The organism is Runella rosea (genome assembly GCF_003325355.1).
Lineage (GTDB): Bacteria > Bacteroidota > Bacteroidia > Cytophagales > Spirosomataceae > Runella > Runella rosea.
Genome location: NZ_CP030850.1, coordinates 131,121 through 151,141 on the forward strand (window position 1 = coordinate 131,121; position 20,021 = coordinate 151,141).

Sequence of the window (20,021 nt, forward strand, 5' to 3'; positions counted from 1 at the left end):
CATTATCAGTGAGTTAGAATAATAGGGCTTTTGGGGATAACAATTTCGTGGCATGTTATTAATCTTTTGCATGGTTTTTGTCCCTGAATGAGTAATTATTACCCCATTACACTAAATATTTTCCCTAATGATTAAACGTTTAGCGCTCTTCTTGTGTGCATTGGTATGGGTTGTTACCTTAGGAGCCTATGCTGGACCTCGCCCCACTCTCCCCCCCAATTATTCTCAACCTAATCCACTCGTTGCTGATGATGCCAATCAAAGGTATTTATGTATAGCCCTCCTTAACACAACCGAAGGAAGTCAGTTTGGCCTGGATGTGATTCGAGAAGCGGCTAAATTGGGTACAAATGCATCAATGGTTACTGTTCGCTGGGATGTAGTGTATAAGACACCCTCAAGCGCGGCCAATTGGGCTCAGTACGATAACCAAATAAAATTAAGTAAAGAATTAGGACTTAAAGTATTTATCCGCATTCATTTGGCACGATGCTGTAACCGACACGTGGGGTATTGGTCTGATAGTGAGACTTCTAAGGACCAGAAGGGTAATCCTTTCCCAGAGATGTTCAGTATGGCTCACGAACCGTCCGTACAAAAAGCATTAAGTTTTGTCAAAGAGGTTTCTGAGCGTTATGCTTATCTACAGAGAGAAGGGGGCATTGTTTGCGTAGCGGCTACTACAACGCCTACGCAAGAAGCGGGGTATCATTATGAAGGCAATACAAATGCTGGCGGCTTTGGCGGAACGTCGTACTTGTCGATGTTTGACTATGCTCCTAGCATGATTACGGGGTATCGTGAATGGCTCAAACAAAGGTACAAAGATATAAAAACCATCAATGCTACGTGGCGTTCGGATTACAGTAGTATCAATGACATTCAGCCAGTTACGACCGATTATCCCCATGCTGAAAACAAGCGATGGAGTGATTGGTATGTGTACAGACACACTGTTTTGAAAAATTTTCTGGATGGAGTGAGCAGAACGGTCAAAAGTGTTGAAAATTCCTACAAGGTGGTCAATGATTTTGGCTCAGTTCATGATGGGTTAAGTATGCGCAGAGGTACTTTAGCATTTAAAGATTTGGCGCGCTCAACCGACGGAACTAAGATAAATGACTCTCAGTATTATTCCCATTATTTTAGCGCCGACGTATTAAGAAGCAATATGGGCGAAGGAAAATGGATTATGAATGAGGCATTTCATGAGCCTAATCTTTCTACTTATGGTTTGCAAGTGATGCTTAATGAGCACTTTGAGCGGGGGTGTAAACTGGTGAATATTGTTGCGGCCAACCTTGACGATGTCAATTTCTATTCACAAGGTATAAAATCTTTTGTTGCCAATTGGCTTAATAAGCCCCTGACCAAAATTGTTCCTGCCCAACAGATGGTCGTAAAACTTTCTGAATTGGTCAGAACAGGTGGGTATTTTCATCCTGGATACAATAGCCGTTGGGATGAGAAAAAAGCAAGTGGTCCCGTAGATGTTAAATTAATAGAAGACCTTTTGGGAGAGCCTGAAAATAACCAGGCGCCCATCGTTAAGAATCCATTACAGAATTATAACCTAGTGTCAGGTTTTGATGCATCTTATGTTATACCGCAGGATGCCTTTCAAGACCCTGACGGAACCATAGAGTTTTACGATGTAAGCGGCTTACCTACTGGATTATACTTGGATAAGTTTACAATTAAAGGAAATACGACGGTTTTAGGCACTTTTGAGGTGAAAGTCAAAGCGACGGATATGTACGATGCTTCTACGACGACATCGTTCAAATTAACGGTGATGCCCCAAAAAACGACCCGATTAGATCTTTACAAAGCGGGGGACTTTCAAACGCGTAGCTTGATTCGCACCCTCAAAAATAATGATACGCTCAATGTGAGTGAATACAATTTCCCAATCAACTTTTTTGCCGTACCAGATGCCTCTGCAAGAGCGGTAGTGATGAGACTGTCGGGTGCAATCAATAAAACGCAAACCGAAACGACGGCTCCTTATGGATTGTATGGTGATAATGACGGCACAACGTTAAAAGTTGGTAATTATGAAATGGTTCTGGAGGCGTATAATTCAACCATTATTGCAGGAGCCACGGGCATTGGTAAAGTGAGTTTTAATCTGGTCGTTATTGACAAACGTGTCAATAAGGCTCCTGTTGTTGTTACGACGCTTGAGGAGCAACAGGCAACAGTTGGTAAAGAATTCAGTTATACGATTCCAACGGCTACCTTTGAGGATAAAGATGGAAAAATAGACCGTATCGAAATCAAAGGTCTACCAAGTGGTTTGAAAGCCGACGGATGGAAAATAAGCGGTACGCCTACGTTGGCCGCCAACTCGACCATAACGGTCGAAGTTTTTGATAATGAAAATGCATCTGTTAAAACACAGTTTGTGTTGAAAGTCAGCGTTATTAATCAAAAACCTACCGTAACTGCGAGCATCCCCGATCAGGCGGTGGTCCTGCAACAATTGTATGAATATACCCTTCCGACCGACTTGTTTAAGGATGCGGATGGAACGATTGTGAGTATTACGGCCAAAAATACCCCGAGTGGGGTGACCCTAATTGCGGGAAAACTCACTGGAAAACCAACTACCGCTGGTGTGTACCAAATAGTGCTTCGGGGAACCGATAACGGGGCAAGTTGGATAGAAACCAGTTTTAGATTAACAGTGAAAGAGACCTCCGCAAATTTACCGCCAGTCGTAGCCGAGGCCATTGCTAAACAATCGACGGTGATTGGACAGAATTTTAGTTTTGCAATACCAACTAAGGCCTTTAAAGACCCTGAAGGTGGTGCTATAACCGTAGAGGCACTCAATTTACCAGCGGGTTTGAGTAATAACAAAGGGGTTATTTTCGGGATTCCAATGGTAGGAGGAGAGTATAAAGTAACAGCGCGTGGATATGATCCTCAGGGAGCGTTTGTTGATGCCCCATTTTTGCTCACAATCCGTTTAGCTAACGGTAATATCCCGCCAACGGTTGTAGCTGCTATTGAAGATCAAACCATCAAACTCGGTGAACCTTATTCATTTACTGTACCAGTGAGTACTTTCTACGAACCCGATGGATTTTTGTCAGGGATTGTGGTGCGAGGATTGCCTGCAGGTCTTACTTATGTAGGCGGTAAAATAAGCGGAACACCTACCATAGCGGGTTCATTTACCATCATGGTGCGAGCCATTGACAGTCAGGGAGCATCAGTCGAAGCTTATTTTAATTTAAAGGTAGTTGATACATCGCCGCCTTCAGTAGTATTTAGTTTATACAAAGCAGGGGGTTCTTCCTCCCGGAGATTTGTTCAAACGCTGCGTGATAAAGACAAAATTGCGCTGAGTCAGATTCCGTCGTTTGTCAATATTTTTGCAGAAGCCAATGTTCCTGTAGACAGAATACAATTTGAAATGACAGGGCCGATAGACGCCACGTTTACCGATATGACATCTCCTTATGCACTGTTTGATGATAATGGAGGTTTTGGCTCAATGGGTGGAATTTATACCTTGTCGGCCAAAGCCCTTAAAAGTGGTCAGATGGTCGCAGAATCAAAAATTCAGTTTGAAATTACCAATGGTGGTGGTGGCGGTAGTTTTGGTGGAGAAGAGGTCTTGTGGGCACCTTACCCCAATCCTTTCAGAGATTCCTTCAAAATGACATTACCACTTGATTATGAGCCAGCTACGACATCGTTTTCGCTGCTCAACCTTTCGGGGCAGAGAATTCCGCTCAATGATGTACTTTGGGAAGGCCAACGGGCAACCATCGGCATCAATTTCCCTGGGTTGGAAAGGGGATTGTATCTGCTTCAGGTGCACCATCCAGAATATCCTAACAGAATACTGAAAGTGTTGAAAGGGGAATAATCTGAGCGTAACTACCATAAAAAACGTTCATAGTCAGACTATGAACGTTTTTTTATATACCTGAAAAAATAAAAAACTAGACGACAATGCTCTTGCCTGGTACAGCTACAGGATAGAAACCATCAGGTCCTGGAAGCAACTTAGGAAGGGCATCCCAAGCTAATTTTTCGGGGAATAGGCTAATGTTTGAATTGAGTGCATCTTCCCATTTAACCAATTTGCCCGAATACGTTGCCATCCGACCCATAATGGAAGTCAGGGTACTTTTGGCGCCGTTTTCGGCATCGGCAAATTTGTATTCGCCTTTGGCAATGGCCGCAAACAGTTCGTCGTGCTCTACTTGGTACGGGTTACGGTCTCCTTTTCCTTCGTGTCCGTAAATCACCTTGTTGCCTTTGTAAGATTTAAGGACGGTATTGTTGCCATTAAAGCTGTCGATACGACCTTTGGTTCCTAAAAACTGCTCATCTACTTTGCTGTACGTGCCTTCATAGTGACGGCACTGGCTGTTGATAAGCGTTCCATCGGCATAGGTAAAGTCAACAATATGGTGGTCAAAAATTTCGCCGAACTCTTTGCCAGCACGAATTTGACGTCCGCCCGTTCCCTGAGCCGACACGGGATAACCCTGCTTTGCCCAGTTGGCTACGTCGATGTTGTGAACGTGTTGCTCAGTGATATGGTCGCCGCACAACCAGTTGAAATAATACCAGTTACGCATTTGGTATTCCATCTCAGTTTGACCAGCTTTGCGGGGGTGGTTCCATACACCTCCCGACACCCAATACACGCTACCACCCACGATGTCACCGATTTTGCCGTCATGAATACGGTTCATGGCTTCGCGATAGTTACGCTGATAATGGCGTTGCAGACCCACTACAACGTTGAGTTTCTTACGTTTGGCTTCTTCAGCAGCGGCAAGCACTTTCCGGATTCCAGGGCCATCGGTTGCCACGGGTTTCTCCATAAAAATGTGCTTGTTTTGTTTTACCGCTTCTTCAAAGTGCATTGGACGAAAACCCGGAGGCGTTGCCAAGATTACGACATCTGCCAGAGCGATAGCTTGCTTATAAGCGTCAAAACCTACGAATTTGCGATCTTGAGGAACATCAACTTTTGATTTTACATCAATTTCAGCACCTGCGGCGTCTTTGTATTTACGTTTGGTAAGGGCGTTGTAGGCATCATCCAATCGGTCAGAGAAGGCATCGGCCATTGCAACCAATTTTACGTTTTGAGTAGTACTCAAGGCTTGCGCGGCCGCTCCCGACCCGCGACCACCGCAGCCGATAAGCGCGATTTTGATGGTGTCGTCGGCAGAGTTATGGTAGCCATACGATGAAAAAGGCAAACTGCTCAATAACGCTCCCCCCGTAAAAAGGCTGGAGGTCTTAAGAAACTCTCTTCTATTAGTTTCCATTAGAATGTAGGTTTTAGATTATGGATTTTGAACTGTGGATTACTATTAATTGATAGATTCAGGAATGTATAATTGAAAACGGACGATTAATAATCTTCAATCAACGGAGGATTATAGTAGGCCGCAATTTCTTCTTTTGAAGGCGTTTTTACGGGTCTTACAATTCGGAACCCAACGAATGAGGCGCTCGTCATCCACCACTCACTTTTGGGGCTTTGCGGGTCAATGATTTTCCAGTCAGGAGAGGAAGGGATTCGGTTGGCGCTTCGGCATACGGTAGCGTCGTCGTCCCATGAACCACCGCGCACTGAGGTGGGATACAACTCCGTTACTTTTGGAAACGCTTCTTTTACTTCTCCTTTGGATTTTTTGGTGTAATAATCCTTAACATATTGGTCAAGTGTCCATTCCATGACGTTTCCGTGCATGTCGTGAAGCCCCCAAGGGTTTGGTTTTTTTGTGCCGATTTTTTTGTAACCGTTGTTGCTGTTGCCTTTATACCAGCCATATTCGTCCAACAATTTAGGGTCGTCGCCAAATGAATAGGCCGTATTTGTACCCGCTCGGCAGGCGTATTCCCATTCAGCTTCGGTAGGCAAGCGATAAAACACACCCGTTTTTTCATACAACCATTTACAAAAATAGATAGCGGCGTATTGGGTCATGTTGATAGCGGGGTACTCAGAGCGTCCCATTCCAAACGACATATCCACGTAAGCCGCGCTGGGGCGGGTACTTCCGTCGGTTTTAGCAAGGCTGTTTTCGGGGTCTGGATGGCGCTTGGCCATTTCAATTTCAATGTTTTTGGTGGTAAACAAATCGTACAAATCCCATTGAATTTCGTACTTACCCATCCAAAAAGGCTCAATCTTTACGGTGTGTTGGGGGCCTTCGTCTTCTTTGCGTCCTTTTTCTTTGGCGGGACTGCCCATGGTAAATTCGCCACCTTTGATGGCGACCAGATCGTACGTAACGTTGCTTCCAGAGATTTTCTGGGTGTAATTTTCAAGCTTTTCCTGGGCTAACAGAGGAACACTAAATAACGTAAACCAACTTAAGTGCTTTAGAAACATTCTTATACGCTTTTGTGATTAAAGAATAATAAATCACAAATTTACCTCATTTAAGGAATAGAATTCAAATTATAAATAAAATTAGGTCCTGTTTATTCTTTACTCAATGGGTTTACCATGGGTATTTTTAATCACAAATCGTAAAAGGGGCTTGCCCAACCCAAAAAAAGACAAAGCAATCTCAGAAAGCCACGCGTCACCAAAAAGCTTTTGAACGTTTCGTCCGACCCATAATCGCGCCGCAAATTCCTGCTTCCATGCCTTTTTATATTGTTTTTCTAGTTCCTGACGGTTGATGTTACCATTTAGAAATTGAACCGCCAACACTGCCGCGATTTTGCCGCCGTGGATGGCCATCGCCATGCCGTTTCCGCATAGCGGAGTGATGAGCCCAGCGGCATCTCCCACCATCAAAATGTGGTTTTCGACTACCTGTTTGGGCTCAAATGAAAATTCATTGATGACTTCGGGGCGTTCGAAAATAAATTCAGATTCGTTGAACAAGCGTTTTAAATGAGGATTTTTCCATAAAACTTCGCGCTCCATGTCGGCGATAGAGCCGTGTTTACGAATATTGTTGCGCGTGGTGAGGTAGCAAAGGCAATAGCGGTCGTCTTCAATCGCCGAAATGCCACAATAGCCGTCTTGAAAATTATGCAATGTAATCAAATCTTGGGGAAATTCGGTGCGGATGTGGTACTTTACACCCACATATGGCGATTTTTTATGGGTAAAGTCACGATCAAGCGCCTTGTCCATGCGGGAATTTTTGCCAAAACTGCCGAGTACGATTCGTGCCGATAAATGAAGGTGATTGATGGTCGTGGCTTTAAATTCGTCGTCAGCATATTCTACATTTTCGACGGTTTCTCCCAAGATAAATTCCACCCCATTTTTCTTGGCTAATTCAAACAATGCAAAATCAAGCGTGTAGCGGCTGATGCCAAAACCTCCCAAATCCAAATCCGTTTCTAACGCCCGGCCTGATGGAGACGTAAATTGAAAGCGCTGAATTTCTTTTACGCCCAATTCATCGAGTTTTAAGCCTAATTTCTCCAAATAAGGACGGACTTCGTTGGATACGTATTCGCCACAAACTCGGTGAAAAGGGTACATTTTTCGTTCGACTACGACCACTACATAGCCCCGTTGTGCTAACTCAATGCTACTCACCAGCCCCGCCAGTCCGCCGCCAATAATGAGTACATCGGTCATAGTTTAATCGATTTAGTCATTCAAGTTAAACAAAGTAGGTAATTGTCAGTTTGGAAATGTGAAAATGACCAAAAATTTCGTTTTACTATCGGCCACCTTTCTTAAACATAGATTTATGCTATTTTATTGCTTCAAATAAATCCCCACACTAAACAGACAAATGAAGATGAAATTGAACCGCAAAGTAACGCTATTCGCAATGGGTTTTGGGTTGCTGGCTCTAGGATTTTCGTGCAACGAAAAAAGCCCTGAAACCATCACGACCGACGATGATTCGGAGGTAGTGCCTACCCTAACAAATGCATTTCCTGCCCTTACGTTCAGTAGCCCCGTTGAACTCGTACACGCTGGCGATGGGAGCAATCGGTTGTTTGTGGTAGAACAACGAGGGGTGGTAAAAGTTTTTAGAAATGAAGCCAGTGCCGCGCAAACGGAAATATTTCTAGACATCAGCGGGCGCGTAACTTCGGGGGGCGAAACTGGATTGCTGGGCCTTGCTTTTCATCCCGATTTCAAGAACAACGGACAATTGTTTGTGAATTATACCCGACGGGAAAATGGTCAACTTCAGTCGGTGATTGCACGTTTTCAATCCAATAAAACAACCGCCGATGCCAATAGCGAAGAAATTTTGCTAACCTATAATCAGCCCTATTCTAATCACAACGGTGGGTCGGTTTTGTTTGGAAAAGATGGATTTCTGTACATCGCTACGGGCGACGGCGGTTCGGGCGGTGACCCCCAAAACTATGCCCAAAATTTGGGCTCTTTGCTCGGAAAGATGCTGCGAATTGACGTTAACACGAAAGAAAATGGCTTAAATTACGCCATCCCCGCCGATAATCCTTTTAAAAATACGGCCAATGCTCGCCCTGAAATTTATGCTTACGGATTGCGCAATCCTTGGAAAGTGACCGCTGACCGTGAAAACGGACGTTTTTGGATTGCCGATGTTGGCCAGAATGCTAGAGAAGAAATTGATATTTTGGAGCGGGGTGGAAATTATGGGTGGCGTATTGCCGAAGGCAAAGAATGTTATAGCCCTGCCACTAACTGCAACCGTACGGGATTGGTAGAGCCTGTCTTTGATTACGGAACCTCCGACGGGCGGTCTATCACGGGTGGGTATGTGTATCGCGGGGCGAAATTGGCAGATTTAAGAGGCCAATACATCTACGGTGATTTCGTGAGCGGTAAGATTTGGGCTTTGCAATACAACGAAACTACGCGTCAGGCATCCAACAAATTGATTACTCAATTGACGGGGTCATTGTCTTCCTTTGGGGAGGATGAAGCGGGAGAATTGTATTTGCTTAACTATCAAACAGGAAAGATTCAGCAACTGACAAACCGTTGATTTTGGTTGCCAATACTTTCAGTATCTTAGCCGCAAGATTTACTGCGAAAAAGACATGGAAAGTAACCTAACAACACCTTACCAACCCAAAAATCACGTCAGAATCGTGACCGCCGCTAGTCTTTTTGACGGTCACGACGCCGCCATCAACATCATGCGCCGTATCATGCAGGCGTCGGGGGTGGAGGTGATTCATCTTGGCCACAATCGCTCGGTGCAGGAAATTGTGGATTGTGCCATTCAGGAAGACGTGCAGGGAATTGCCATCACGAGCTATCAGGGTGGCCACGTCGAGTATTTCAAATACATGTACGACTTGCTTCAAGCGCAAAATGCTGGACATATAAAAATATTCGGTGGCGGCGGCGGGACCATCCTTCCCGCCGAAATTGAGGAGCTTCATGCCTACGGAATTGCGCGGCTGTATTCTCCCGATGATGGGCGAGCCATGGGATTACAGGGAATGATCAATGACTTGATTAGGCATTGTGATTTTGCGTTGGACCATGAATTGGATTATCCTGAGGACGCTGAAAATGAGTGGACTCCGGCCCAGTCTCAAACCAATGTACAGGCCATTGCCCGACGTATCTCCATTGCCGAAAATTCCCCAAGCGTTTATGCAAAACTAAACGTTGGGCGTGTTGCAGACCCCTTGTTTCAACCCCTTGTTTTGGGCATTACAGGCACGGGTGGGGCAGGAAAATCTTCGTTGGTGGATGAATTGGTGCGGCGGTTTTTAATGGATTTTGATCATAAAACCTTGGCAATCATTTCGGTAGACCCTTCCAAGCGCAAAACGGGCGGCGCGCTTTTGGGCGACCGTATTCGGATGAATGCGCTACATCCTGAGCTTGCGCAGGGGCGGGTGTATATGCGATCTTTGGCCACGCGGCAGTCCAATTTGGCCTTAAGTAAATATGTCCAAGACGCCATTGATGTGTGCAAAGAAGCAGATTTTGATCTGATTATTGTCGAAACCTCTGGCATCGGCCAATCGGACACGGAGATTACGGAGCATTCAGATGTGTCGCTTTACGTCATGACGGCTGAATATGGCGCGGCAACCCAGCTCGAAAAAATTGATATGCTCGATTTTGCCGATGTGATTGCCATCAATAAATTCGACAAACGAGGTTCATTGGATGCCCTTCGTGACGTTCGAAAACAATACCGCCGCAATCATAACCTCTGGGATACGCCCGACGATGCCCTGCCGATTTTTGGCACAATGGCAAGTCAGTTCAACGATGCGGGCATGAATGCTTTGTACGTGAAAATGATGGAATTGTTGGCCCAAAAGGAAAAAAGGGGGGCTATAAATGGTGAAGGGGGCACAGCAGGCTGGGTAAACGGGAAGTTGTTTGTTCAGTGGAAAGAGCAGGTTCAGCATTCCAAAACATCTGTGGCAAAAGGCATTATTCCGCCCGACCGGGTACGGTATTTGGCCGAAATTGTAGAAAACGCCCGTGCTTATGACCAATTTGTGAATGAACAGACAGCCATTGCCCGACAATTATACCAATTAGATGGTACAATAAAAACGCTGGCAAAGGGAAATAATTCTGATACAATTGAGGCGCTAAAAGCGGTTTATACCGAGCTTGAAGCCCGTTTGCATTACGATTCTAACCAATTACTCAAAAAATGGCCCGATACAATTCGAAAGTACCGTGCTGAGAAATATCAGTTTCAGGTCAGAGACAGAATTATTGAGCAAGATTTATGGACGGAAACCTTATCTCACCTTAAAATTCCGAAAATAGCTCTCCCGAAATACAACGATTGGGGGGATATTTTGCGGTGGCAATTGACCGAAAATGTTCCGGGTGACTTTCCGTATACGGCTGGTGTTTTTCCGCTGAAGCGAGAAGGCGAAGACCCCACCCGTATGTTTGCGGGAGAGGGCGGCCCCGAGCGCACCAACCGTCGTTTTCATTATTTGTCCAAAGCCATGCCCGCCAAGCGGTTGTCGACGGCGTTTGATTCGGTGACGCTCTACGGCGAGGACCCCGACTTGCGCCCTGATATTTACGGGAAAGTCGGTAATTCGGGCGTAAGCGTCTGTACCCTCGACGATGCCAAAAAACTATACAGTGGTTTTGATCTTTGCGACCCTTCCACGTCGGTTTCGATGACTATCAATGGCCCTGCTCCGATTGTGTTGGGATTTTTTCTCAATGCGGCCATCGACCAGCAATGTGAGAAGTATATTTTATCTGCTTGGAGTCGGGAGGAGCGTGAAGCAAGAATAGCCAAAATTAAGACTGAAATCGGGTACCAAGGAGAAATTCCAGAAGGCCACAACGGCCTGGGGTTAATGCTTTTAGGGATAACGGGCGACCAATTGTTGGAGCCCGAGCTGTATCAAAAAATCAAAGCCCAGACGCTTCGTCAGGTGCGGGGAACGGTGCAGGCGGATATTTTGAAAGAAGACCAAGCCCAAAATACGTGCATATTTTCGACCGAATTTGCGCTCAAACTCATGGGCGATATTCAGCAGTATTTTATTGAACATCAGGTGCGTAATTTTTATTCGGTTTCCATTTCGGGCTACCACATTGCCGAAGCGGGTGCCAATCCTATTTCGCAATTAGCGTTTACTTTATCCAACGGCTTTACGTTTGTGGAATACTACCTTAGTCGTGGAATGCACATTGATGATTTTGCGCCAAATTTATCTTTTTTCTTCTCCAACGGCATGGATCCCGAATACACCGTCTTGGGCAGAGTGGCGCGACGGATTTGGGCGAAAGCCATGAAATTGAAGTACAAAGCCAACGAGCGCAGCCAAAAGCTCAAGTACCATATCCAAACTTCTGGCCGAAGTTTGCACGCGCAAGAAATCGCTTTCAATGATATTCGGACCACGTTACAGGCCTTGTTGGCTATTTATGACAACTGCAACTCGTTGCATACCAATGCCTACGATGAAGCCATTACCACACCCACCGAAGAAAGTGTGCGGCGCGCCGTGGCGATTCAGCTGATTATCAACCGTGAATTTGGACTGACCAAAAACGAAAATCCATTGCAAGGCTCTTTCATTACCGAAGAACTGACCGATTTGGTAGAAGAGGCAGTCTACCAAGAGTTTTTGAGTATCAATGAGCGGGGTGGGGTTTTGGGCGCCATGGAGCGAATGTATCAGCGGAGCAAAATTCAGGAAGAGTCTATGTATTATGAAATGCAAAAGCATACGGGTGCCTTGCCCATCATCGGGGTAAATACTTTTTTGGATGAAAAAGGCTCCCCCACGGTGCTCCCTGCCGAAGTGATTCGCTCAACTGATGAAGAGAAACAATACGCGGTTTTGGCAAGAAAATCTTTTCAGCAAAGAAATAGCGAGAAGGCAAGGGTTACTTTGAGCCAATTGCAGGAAAGGGCGCTTTTAGGAGAAAATTTGTTTGAAAGCCTCATGCAAGCCACGAAAGTGTGTACACTCGGGCAGATTTCTGGTGCGCTGTATAAAGTGGGTGGGCAGTATAGACGAAATATGTAACGGGTTTATTTTACTGGTAAACTTGCGTTTAGGCTAATACAGAGGCGTCGTTAGATAAATAGAATTTCGTACCTTTGTGGCCATCTCAAAAGATTGGCGGGAGAAGGAGAATAATGCAAGCGTATATTGTTAGCGGCCAATCGTAACCAGTAAATTGAATATGGAATCCAAAAGACAACAAAAAGTCGCTCGGCAAATACAGAAAGATCTGAGCGATATTTTTCAAAAAGAAGGTCGGACCTGGTTCGACAATGCGTTTATCACCGTCACCATTGTTAGAATGTCGCCAGATTTGAGCGTGGCACGTGTTTATTTGAGCTTTTTAGCCGTAAAAAATAAAGGACTTATTTTAGACCAAATACAAGAACGCAGCAAGCAGATACGTCAGTTATTGGGGCAACGGGTACGCCATCAGTTGCGGATTGTCCCCGAAGTCCATTTTTATTTGGACGATACGGCAGAATACGCGGCCAAAATGGATAACCTTTTTGCAGGGTTGACCATTCCACCGCCACCCAAAGAAGATGCTGATTAATATTAAAACAAGTTTTGTGTAATTTTCTATTGATTTGGCGGGAATAGGCGCATTTATTACGCTTATTCCCGCCAATTTTGACTCCTAAACCATGACTTTAGAAGAAATACGCCACGAAATAGATTCGTTGGACGACCAACTGCTTACCCTCTTGAACCGTCGTATGGAGTGGGTCCATAAAGTTGGCGAATTGAAACGGGCTACCAAAACGGTCATCTACCGTCCCGAACGTGAAAAAGCGATTTTGGACCGGGTAAAAAAGCACAACAAAGGCCCGCTTACGCCCGACGCGATTGAGGCCATTTACTTAGAAATATTTGCGGCGGCCCGAAATATCGAACTTCCCGAGCGCATTGCGTATTTGGGCCCTGAGGGCAGTTTTACGCACCAAGCCGCCGAAAGCCGTTTTGGTGCCATGAGCGAATACATGACCCTGCCAACCATAAAATCTGTGTTTGAAGCGGTAGACACTGGGCGGGCAAAATTTGGTGTGATTCCGATTGAGAATAACCAAGAAGGTATTGTATATGAGACTGTTGACTTACTCAACGAAACCAGTGTCAACATTGCGGCTGAGCTAAAAATTCCTGTCCATTTTGCGTTGGCAACGGAGTGCGAAAACCCCTCAAAAATCAAGCGTATTTACTCCAAAGACATTGCTTTTCGGCAGTGCCGGGGATTTTTGAATAAATATTTTGAGCAAACTCAACCCGAAGAGATTCAGGTAGAGTCTACGTCTAAAGCGGCTAAGTTGGCGGCTGAAGACCCCGAAAGTGCGGCTATTTGCTCGGTCATTGCCGCTCGGTTGTTTAGTTTGCCCGTCTTGTTTGATAACATTGAAGACAATGGTAATAACCGCACTCGTTTTTTTATTTTGGCCAAAGATTTTGTCAATCAGCCCAGCGAAAACGATAAAACCACCATCATCGCCCGTTTGCCCGATACCGACAAGCCGGGGATATTGGCTGGTTTTTTGCAGGATTTTAAACGCTTGAATATTAACCTCACCAAAATCGAAAGCCGTCCTTACAAAGGCAGCGAAGATTTTAACTTCTGGTTTTTTATTGAGTTGGAAGGGTATTTTAAGGATGAGAATGTCCAGAAAGTATTCAAAAAACACCGCAACTACATCAAATGGCTGGGTAGCTATGTCAAAAATGCGTAGCTACTCGGTGCTGTATTATTCACTTTTTTTAAGTAGGAAATGAGCATCAATTGGCAGGATTTTGAAAAGGTAGAGTTGCGGGCCGGAACGATAGTTCAAGTAGAAGATTTTCCAAAAGCCCGAAAGCCTGCTTTTAAACTGTGGGTGGATTTGGGCGACGAGATTGGCATAAAACGCAGTTCTGCCCAGCTAACCAAGCTCTACTCTAAAGAGCAACTCCTTCATCGTCAGGTGATTTGTGTTACTAATTTTCCTGTTAAACAAGTCGCTGATTTCCTCTCTGAAGTGCTCGTCACGGGGTTTGTGTTGCCCGATGGTGAAGTTGTTTTGTCTGCTCCTGAGCGCAATGTGCCCAACGGTACCCGCCTAGCCTAAAATTTGATTGTAAATTACTCCTTTATTCGTGCCCAAAACCATTATCCCAATTTATGAAAAAGAGCTTTCAGCTTTTCGTTTTGCTATCATTTTGGGTATTATGCCCCGTTCTTGGACAAACGTCTTACCCGATTCTTCCAAAGCCATTACAGTTATTGCCGAAAGAAGGGACGTTTATCCTTCCCCAGAATCCAGTCATTGCTGTGGCAAGTACCGACCCCGTACTGCGCTGCCTAGCCGAAGAGCTGGCAAACAAGATTGGGAGTGTCACAGGCAAGGATACGAAGGTATTTGCGGGTAATTTTCGGGTCAAAGATGGTATCAATTTTGTCGCCTCAAAAGATGATAAGCTCGGCGAAGAAGGCTATTTTTTGGAAATAACGCCTAAGCGAATTATCATTACGGCCGAGCAACCTAAAGGTTTTTTTTACGGAATTCAGTCGTTACTGCAGTTGATGCCTGCTGAAATCTACGGCGTCAGAAGGGTTGAGAATATAAAATGGAGCATTCCCTGCTGCCTAATTGAAGACCGACCACGGTACGCCTATCGTGGATTGATGCTTGATGCTGCGCGATATTTTTATCCCGTCTCTTTCATCAAAAAATACATTGATTTGATTGCATTGCACAAAATGAATACCTTTCATTGGCATCTGACCGATGACCAAGGATGGCGAATCGAAATTAAAAAATATCCCAAATTGACCCAAGTCGGCTCGCAACGCCGACAAACCATGTTGGGCCATTATAGTGACCAAAAATACGATGGCAAGCCCTATGGCGGTTATTATACCCAAGATGACATCAGAGAGGTAGTAAGGTACGCGCAGGAGCGTTTTGTGACCGTCATTCCTGAAATTGAAATGCCAGGACATGCCTTGGCGGCGCTTGCAGCCTATCCGGAATATGGCAATAACCCTGACAAAATTTACCAAGTAGGCACCAAATGGGGAGTACATGAAGATGTTTTTGCCCCGAGAGAAGAGACATTTCGCTTTCTAGAAGGCATTCTGGCTGAAGTAATTGACTTGTTTCCTAGCCAATATATTCACATTGGAGGGGATGAGTGCCCCAAAAAACAGTGGGCAGAAAGTCGCTTTTGTCAGGAATTGATTAAAAAGGAAGGCTTGAAAGATGAACATGAACTACAGAGTTATTTTATCCGTCGTATTGATAAATTCATTACTTCAAAAGGGCGTAAAATGATTGGCTGGGATGAGATTTTAGAGGGAGGGATTTCGCCTAATGCAACAGTTATGAGTTGGCAGGGTATTGAAGGGGGAGTGGCGGCTGCCAAACAGCGCCACGATGCAATTATGACACCCGGAAATTTTTGCTATTTAGACCATTATCAGGCGGATTCCAAAACCCAGCCCATTGCCATCGGAGGGTTTACACCCTTGGAAGAGTCGTATTCATACGAACCTACCCCCTCCAACCTGACTCCTGATGAAGCTAAACACATTATTGGCGTTCAGGGAAATGTCTGGACCGAATATATGCCCACGCCCGAGTATGTCGAGTACATGACTTTTCCACGGGCTTGCGCACTGGCGGAAGTAGGTTGGACGGCCAAAAATGACAAGAATATCGATGATTTTAAAAAACGCTTGGATGTTCATAAGAAGCGACTTGACCATTTAAATGTAAACTATTTCGAAGCGCCCATCAATCATAAATTTACCTATCGGTGGCCGTTGAAAAAATAGAAAAAGGGTATTTTGATGGACAATAAAGAGGACTTGTAATGTTGTTTTGATAACTTTGCGAGTCCTTCATTTATTTTGAATTATTCTCATGTTATTAGATAAAGTTGGTGTTAAACCTTTAGTTTTGCGATACACTTTTTCCTGCCCCTTCTCTTCGTTAATTTATCTTTCGTTTTTTGTTCTTTCTCTATTGGTTATTGGCTGTAAACCCCCAACCACTACGCAGCCAAAAGCACCAGCGGAGGCATATCAACATACGAACATGGAAATTCAAAGCGAAAAACATAAATCGGTTGTTCATGTACCCATCGAGTTATCGATTGCCGAGGTAACAAAACACCTGAATGTGCAGGTGCAGGGGTTGATTTATGAAGACAATAGTTTTAGCGACGACAATCAGGATAATTTTAAGATTAAAGTTTGGAAAAGAGCACCAATCGTTGCTGAGGCCAGAGATTCATTGCTGTATTATACCGTACCGCTGAAAATATGGGCTGAAAAAGCCTATAAAATAGCGCCGTTGGGCATTGAGATTTCGGGCAGTCAAAGCACCGAATTTCAGCTAAATCTGAAATTTATGACCCGTTTTGGCATTGATCCTGACTGGAAAGTCAGTACCAATACCGTTTCGGCGGGCTTTGATTGGGTAACGAAACCAAGCATAAAAGTAGCGGGAATTGATATACCCATTACTGGTTTGGTAAGCCGTAAAATTTCCGAAAACTTAGGCACGATTTCAAAATCCATTGACGATAACGTACGGAAAAATTTCATCATTAAACCCTACGTCATCCAAGCCTGGAATTTAATCCGTGAACCAAGATTACTTTCAGAAGAGTACAGGTCGTGGCTTGTGGTGACTCCGACCGATATTTTGGCTTCTCCTTTCGAAATTAAAAATGGCAAAATTAGCGCAACCATCGGAATCAGGGGTTTCACCCAAACAGTGATTGGGGCAAAACCAGTCATGAAGCCCGTCGTCGATGTGCCTAATCTGATTATCACCAATGATATACCCCAAGGTTTTCAAATCGGATTGATTGGGGTGGTGCCCTATGAAGAGGCCTCTCGATTGGCGGCAGCTCAATTTATTGGGAAAACATTTGATTTTAAAGACGGAAAATACAAAATTGAAGTGACGGAGGTTGATATTTATGGTCAAAATGATAAGCTTGTTATCAAGGCGGGATTGAAGGGAAGCATCAACGGAGTCATCTATCTCAAAGGTGTTCCTTATTACGATGCTGATACGCGCTTACTTTCTTTAAAGAATGTGGACTATGATTTGAGTACCCGAAACGTACTTGTTCAAACGGCAAATTGGCTGTTGCAGGGACGTTTTGCCAAACAAATAGAACAACAATTTGTGTTTCCAATAGGCACCCAAATTGACGAAGCCCAAAAAGCTATTCGTCAACAACTTACTAACCGTAAAGTAGCCAAAGGGGTAGATTTGGGAGGGCGTTTAGACACCTTGGTTCCTGATCAGGTTTATCTAACTCCAACCTCTTTGGTAGCATTAGTTGTCGCAAAAGGGCGCATCGAAGTTAAAATTGATGGGCTACTCTAAGTCAAAAAATTGAATGACAGTTTATGGTTATTACGATTTTTTTCTGTTTATTTGATTTTTAAAGAGCACAACTCTTCATAGATTTGTGCCCAATAGTGAATCAGGTCCGTCTTATCGTTCCAAATTAATTTTGGGAAGGAAAGTCCGGACAGCGCAGAGTACCGTACTTCCTAACAGGAAGGCAGGTCGTTGGTGACGGCGACTTGACAGCAAGTGCAACAGAAAGCAAACCGCCAAGTTTCGAACTCGTTCGAAATTGGGTAAGGGCGAAAGGGTGGGGTAAGAGCCCACCGCTCGGTTGGTGACAAGCGAGGCATGGTAAACCTTACGGGCTGAAAGACCAAATAAGTGCCGATTTTGGAGTTACTCGCTCCAATCCTCTTCAACGGGGTATCGGCATGGGTAGGTTGATAGATTCGGACGGCGACGTCAGAACCAGATAAATGATAAGAGTCCCGATGAAAGTCGGGAAACAGAATCCGGCTTATAAGACTTGATACACTATTATTTAAGAAAATGTTAGTATTACCTTTTTGTAGTAAATAACAATCATTCATTGCCCATGAAAAAAGTCAACTTTCTGTCCACTCTATTAATTGTATCGTTTGCATTGACGAAAATTAATGCTCAGGCCCCCGCACCTAAACGCGCAGGCTATGAAGGTCCTAATAAATTGAATACATGGGCACTTACCATCACCCCCGCCCTGACTCAATTTTACGGTGATTTACGTCAGCACGACTTTAAACTGGGGCCAGAAGAACATCTAACGGGTGGTTTAGGCCTGGGGTTGCACAAACAGGTATCTCCTATTTTCGGAGCAAGTCTTAACTTCTGGACTGGAAACCTGAATGGCTCCAAACAGCGAATTTACAATGCTCATTTTGAGTCAAAAGGGTTTCTGCAAACTTCAATCAACGCTCATGCCAATCTCAAGCCTATTCTGTTTGGTTATGATAAACTCAAACGTTGGAAATGGGATGTCTACGTAGGTTATGGGTACATGTGGTTCAATTCTAAAGTGTATCGTATGGGCACCAACAACGGTACGCTCCTCATTAGCAGTAATACAAATCGAAGCTCAAAAACTGCTGGGGAATGGGAAAGAGATGGATCTACCTACACGCGTGAAATTGTAGTTCCCATTGGTTCTTCCATTCATTTTGAAGTTTCACCACGTATTGATATTGGTTTAGACTTTACCCTAAACCACGTTAATTCCGAAAAATTGGATGTTACGTATGGCGGTGGTGGTGCTGAGCAGTACCCAAGACAAGATATTTGGTTGTTTAGAAAAGGAGATTCAAAACAAGATAAATGGGGAAGTGTCGGATTGGCAATTACCTACAAAATGGGCAAGAGTGCAGTAATGGCTAAGAAAGATGCCAAAGGAAATTGGGTCCATGATCCAGCCAAAGGTCGTTATCATTTGCGTTATACTAACCCATTGGCTTTGATTCCGCCGCCGTATAATCCTACGATGAAAGAGGCTGACTCAATTGCTAAAGCAAATATGCCTAAACCCGTTGATCCACGTTTGTTTACAGATTCAGATGGAGATGGTGTTGCTGACCTTTTCGACAAAGAACCAAGTACTCCTGCCAACAGCATTGTATCAGGTGGTGGAGTAGCAATGGATCTTGATAAGTACATCAAAGATATTATTGCCCGTAATTTGCCGAAAGAAGAATGTGAAGCAATGTTTGGTAACATCGAGTTTGATACCGACAAGGCGATCGTAAAAGATCCTTCGCAGCAGATTCTTCGTCAAGTGATTGACCTACTCAATCTTCGTCCAAATTGTCGGGCGATTATCGTAGGCCATACCGACGCTCGCGCTTCTGATAACTATAACGTGCAACTTTCGAAACGCAGGGTAGAAGCCGCCAAACGTTACCTAATACGTAATGGTTTGCAGGATCCAAGCCGTATCACGCTTGAATATTACGGAGAGCTTCGTCCGCTTGCCGATAACAAATCAGTAGAAGGGATGAGCCGTAACCGTCGCGTAGAAATCAGAATTTTACCGATGAATGACTTACGTTCAACTTATCCAGCAGGTTTCCGTACGGGTAAAAAGAAAGAGCAAGAGGCAACTAAGCCAGCCCGCGAAAAACGTCAGAGATAAGAAATTCGAAACATAATTGAAACAAAAAGGGTCATTTTGCTAAGCAAAATGACCCTTTTTGTAAATGTTGAGTTTCTGTTGTAAAG

At 44.4% G+C, this 20,021-nt stretch carries 12 protein-coding genes and 1 other RNA gene; 10 read left to right on the forward strand and 3 right to left on the reverse strand.

Annotation, left to right across the window (positions count from 1 at the left end):
* Positions 1 to 127 precede the first annotated feature (127 nt).
* A complete protein-coding gene (locus DR864_RS00745; protein ID WP_114065141.1) occupies positions 128 to 3,883 on the forward strand; it encodes a putative Ig domain-containing protein in 3,756 nt (1,251 codons plus the stop codon).
* A gap of 76 nt (positions 3,884 to 3,959) precedes the next feature.
* Here DR864_RS00745 and DR864_RS00750 read toward each other — a convergent pair whose 3' ends face one another.
* The 3 genes from DR864_RS00750 to DR864_RS00760 all read right to left on the reverse strand — a co-directional run bounded on the left by DR864_RS00750 (position 3,960) and on the right by DR864_RS00760 (position 7,594).
* On the reverse strand, positions 3,960 to 5,306 hold the full coding sequence (locus DR864_RS00750; RefSeq protein ID WP_114065142.1) for a Gfo/Idh/MocA family protein: 1,347 nt from the start codon (positions 5,304 to 5,306) through the stop codon (positions 3,960 to 3,962).
* An 86-nt stretch (positions 5,307 to 5,392) separates the two neighbouring features.
* Positions 5,393 to 6,379: a formylglycine-generating enzyme family protein gene (locus DR864_RS00755; protein WP_114065143.1), complete on the reverse strand. Its 987-nt coding sequence runs from the start codon at positions 6,377 to 6,379 to the stop codon at positions 5,393 to 5,395.
* Positions 6,380 to 6,478: 99 nt separating this feature from the next.
* On the reverse strand, positions 6,479 to 7,594 hold the full coding sequence (locus DR864_RS00760) for an NAD(P)/FAD-dependent oxidoreductase (protein WP_114065144.1): 1,116 nt from the start codon (positions 7,592 to 7,594) through the stop codon (positions 6,479 to 6,481).
* Positions 7,595 to 7,760: 166 nt separating this feature from the next.
* On the opposite strand from DR864_RS00760, the gene DR864_RS00765 reads away from it, so the two are divergent.
* The 9 genes from DR864_RS00765 (at position 7,761) to DR864_RS00805 (ending at position 19,935) form a co-directional block, all read left to right on the forward strand.
* Complete coding sequence (locus tag DR864_RS00765) at positions 7,761 to 8,951, forward strand: PQQ-dependent sugar dehydrogenase (protein ID WP_229599487.1); 1,191 nt, start codon at positions 7,761 to 7,763, stop codon at positions 8,949 to 8,951.
* A 55-nt stretch (positions 8,952 to 9,006) separates the two neighbouring features.
* Positions 9,007 to 12,453 (forward strand): methylmalonyl-CoA mutase family protein, encoded by a 3,447-nt coding sequence (locus DR864_RS00770; protein WP_114065145.1) that lies wholly within the window; start codon positions 9,007 to 9,009, stop codon positions 12,451 to 12,453.
* Positions 12,454 to 12,613: 160 nt separating this feature from the next.
* Positions 12,614 to 12,988: a 30S ribosome-binding factor RbfA gene (rbfA, locus tag DR864_RS00775; protein ID WP_114065146.1), complete on the forward strand. Its 375-nt coding sequence runs from the start codon at positions 12,614 to 12,616 to the stop codon at positions 12,986 to 12,988.
* A 91-nt stretch (positions 12,989 to 13,079) separates the two neighbouring features.
* The gene (gene pheA / locus DR864_RS00780; RefSeq protein ID WP_114065147.1) at positions 13,080 to 14,153 is read left to right on the forward strand and encodes a prephenate dehydratase; all 1,074 of its coding nucleotides are present in this window, start codon (positions 13,080 to 13,082) and stop codon (positions 14,151 to 14,153) included.
* Positions 14,154 to 14,192: 39 nt separating this feature from the next.
* Positions 14,193 to 14,528, forward strand: coding sequence for a tRNA-binding protein (locus tag DR864_RS00785; RefSeq protein WP_114065148.1), 336 nt, complete (start codon positions 14,193 to 14,195; stop codon positions 14,526 to 14,528).
* 53 nt (positions 14,529 to 14,581) lie between these two features.
* Positions 14,582 to 16,237 carry a beta-N-acetylhexosaminidase gene (locus tag DR864_RS00790; protein WP_114065149.1) on the forward strand — a complete coding sequence of 552 codons (1,656 nt, stop codon included), beginning with the start codon at positions 14,582 to 14,584 and terminating at the stop codon, positions 16,235 to 16,237.
* Positions 16,238 to 16,499: 262 nt separating this feature from the next.
* Positions 16,500 to 17,807, forward strand: a complete 1,308-nt coding sequence (locus DR864_RS00795) for a DUF4403 family protein (RefSeq protein ID WP_229599488.1) — start codon at positions 16,500 to 16,502, stop codon at positions 17,805 to 17,807.
* A 98-nt stretch (positions 17,808 to 17,905) separates the two neighbouring features.
* Positions 17,906 to 18,310, forward strand: an RNA gene (gene rnpB, locus DR864_RS00800) — RNase P RNA component class A.
* Positions 18,311 to 18,369: 59 nt separating this feature from the next.
* Positions 18,370 to 19,935, forward strand: coding sequence for an OmpA family protein (locus tag DR864_RS00805; protein ID WP_114065151.1), 1,566 nt, complete (start codon positions 18,370 to 18,372; stop codon positions 19,933 to 19,935).
* Positions 19,936 to 20,021 lie beyond the last annotated feature (86 nt).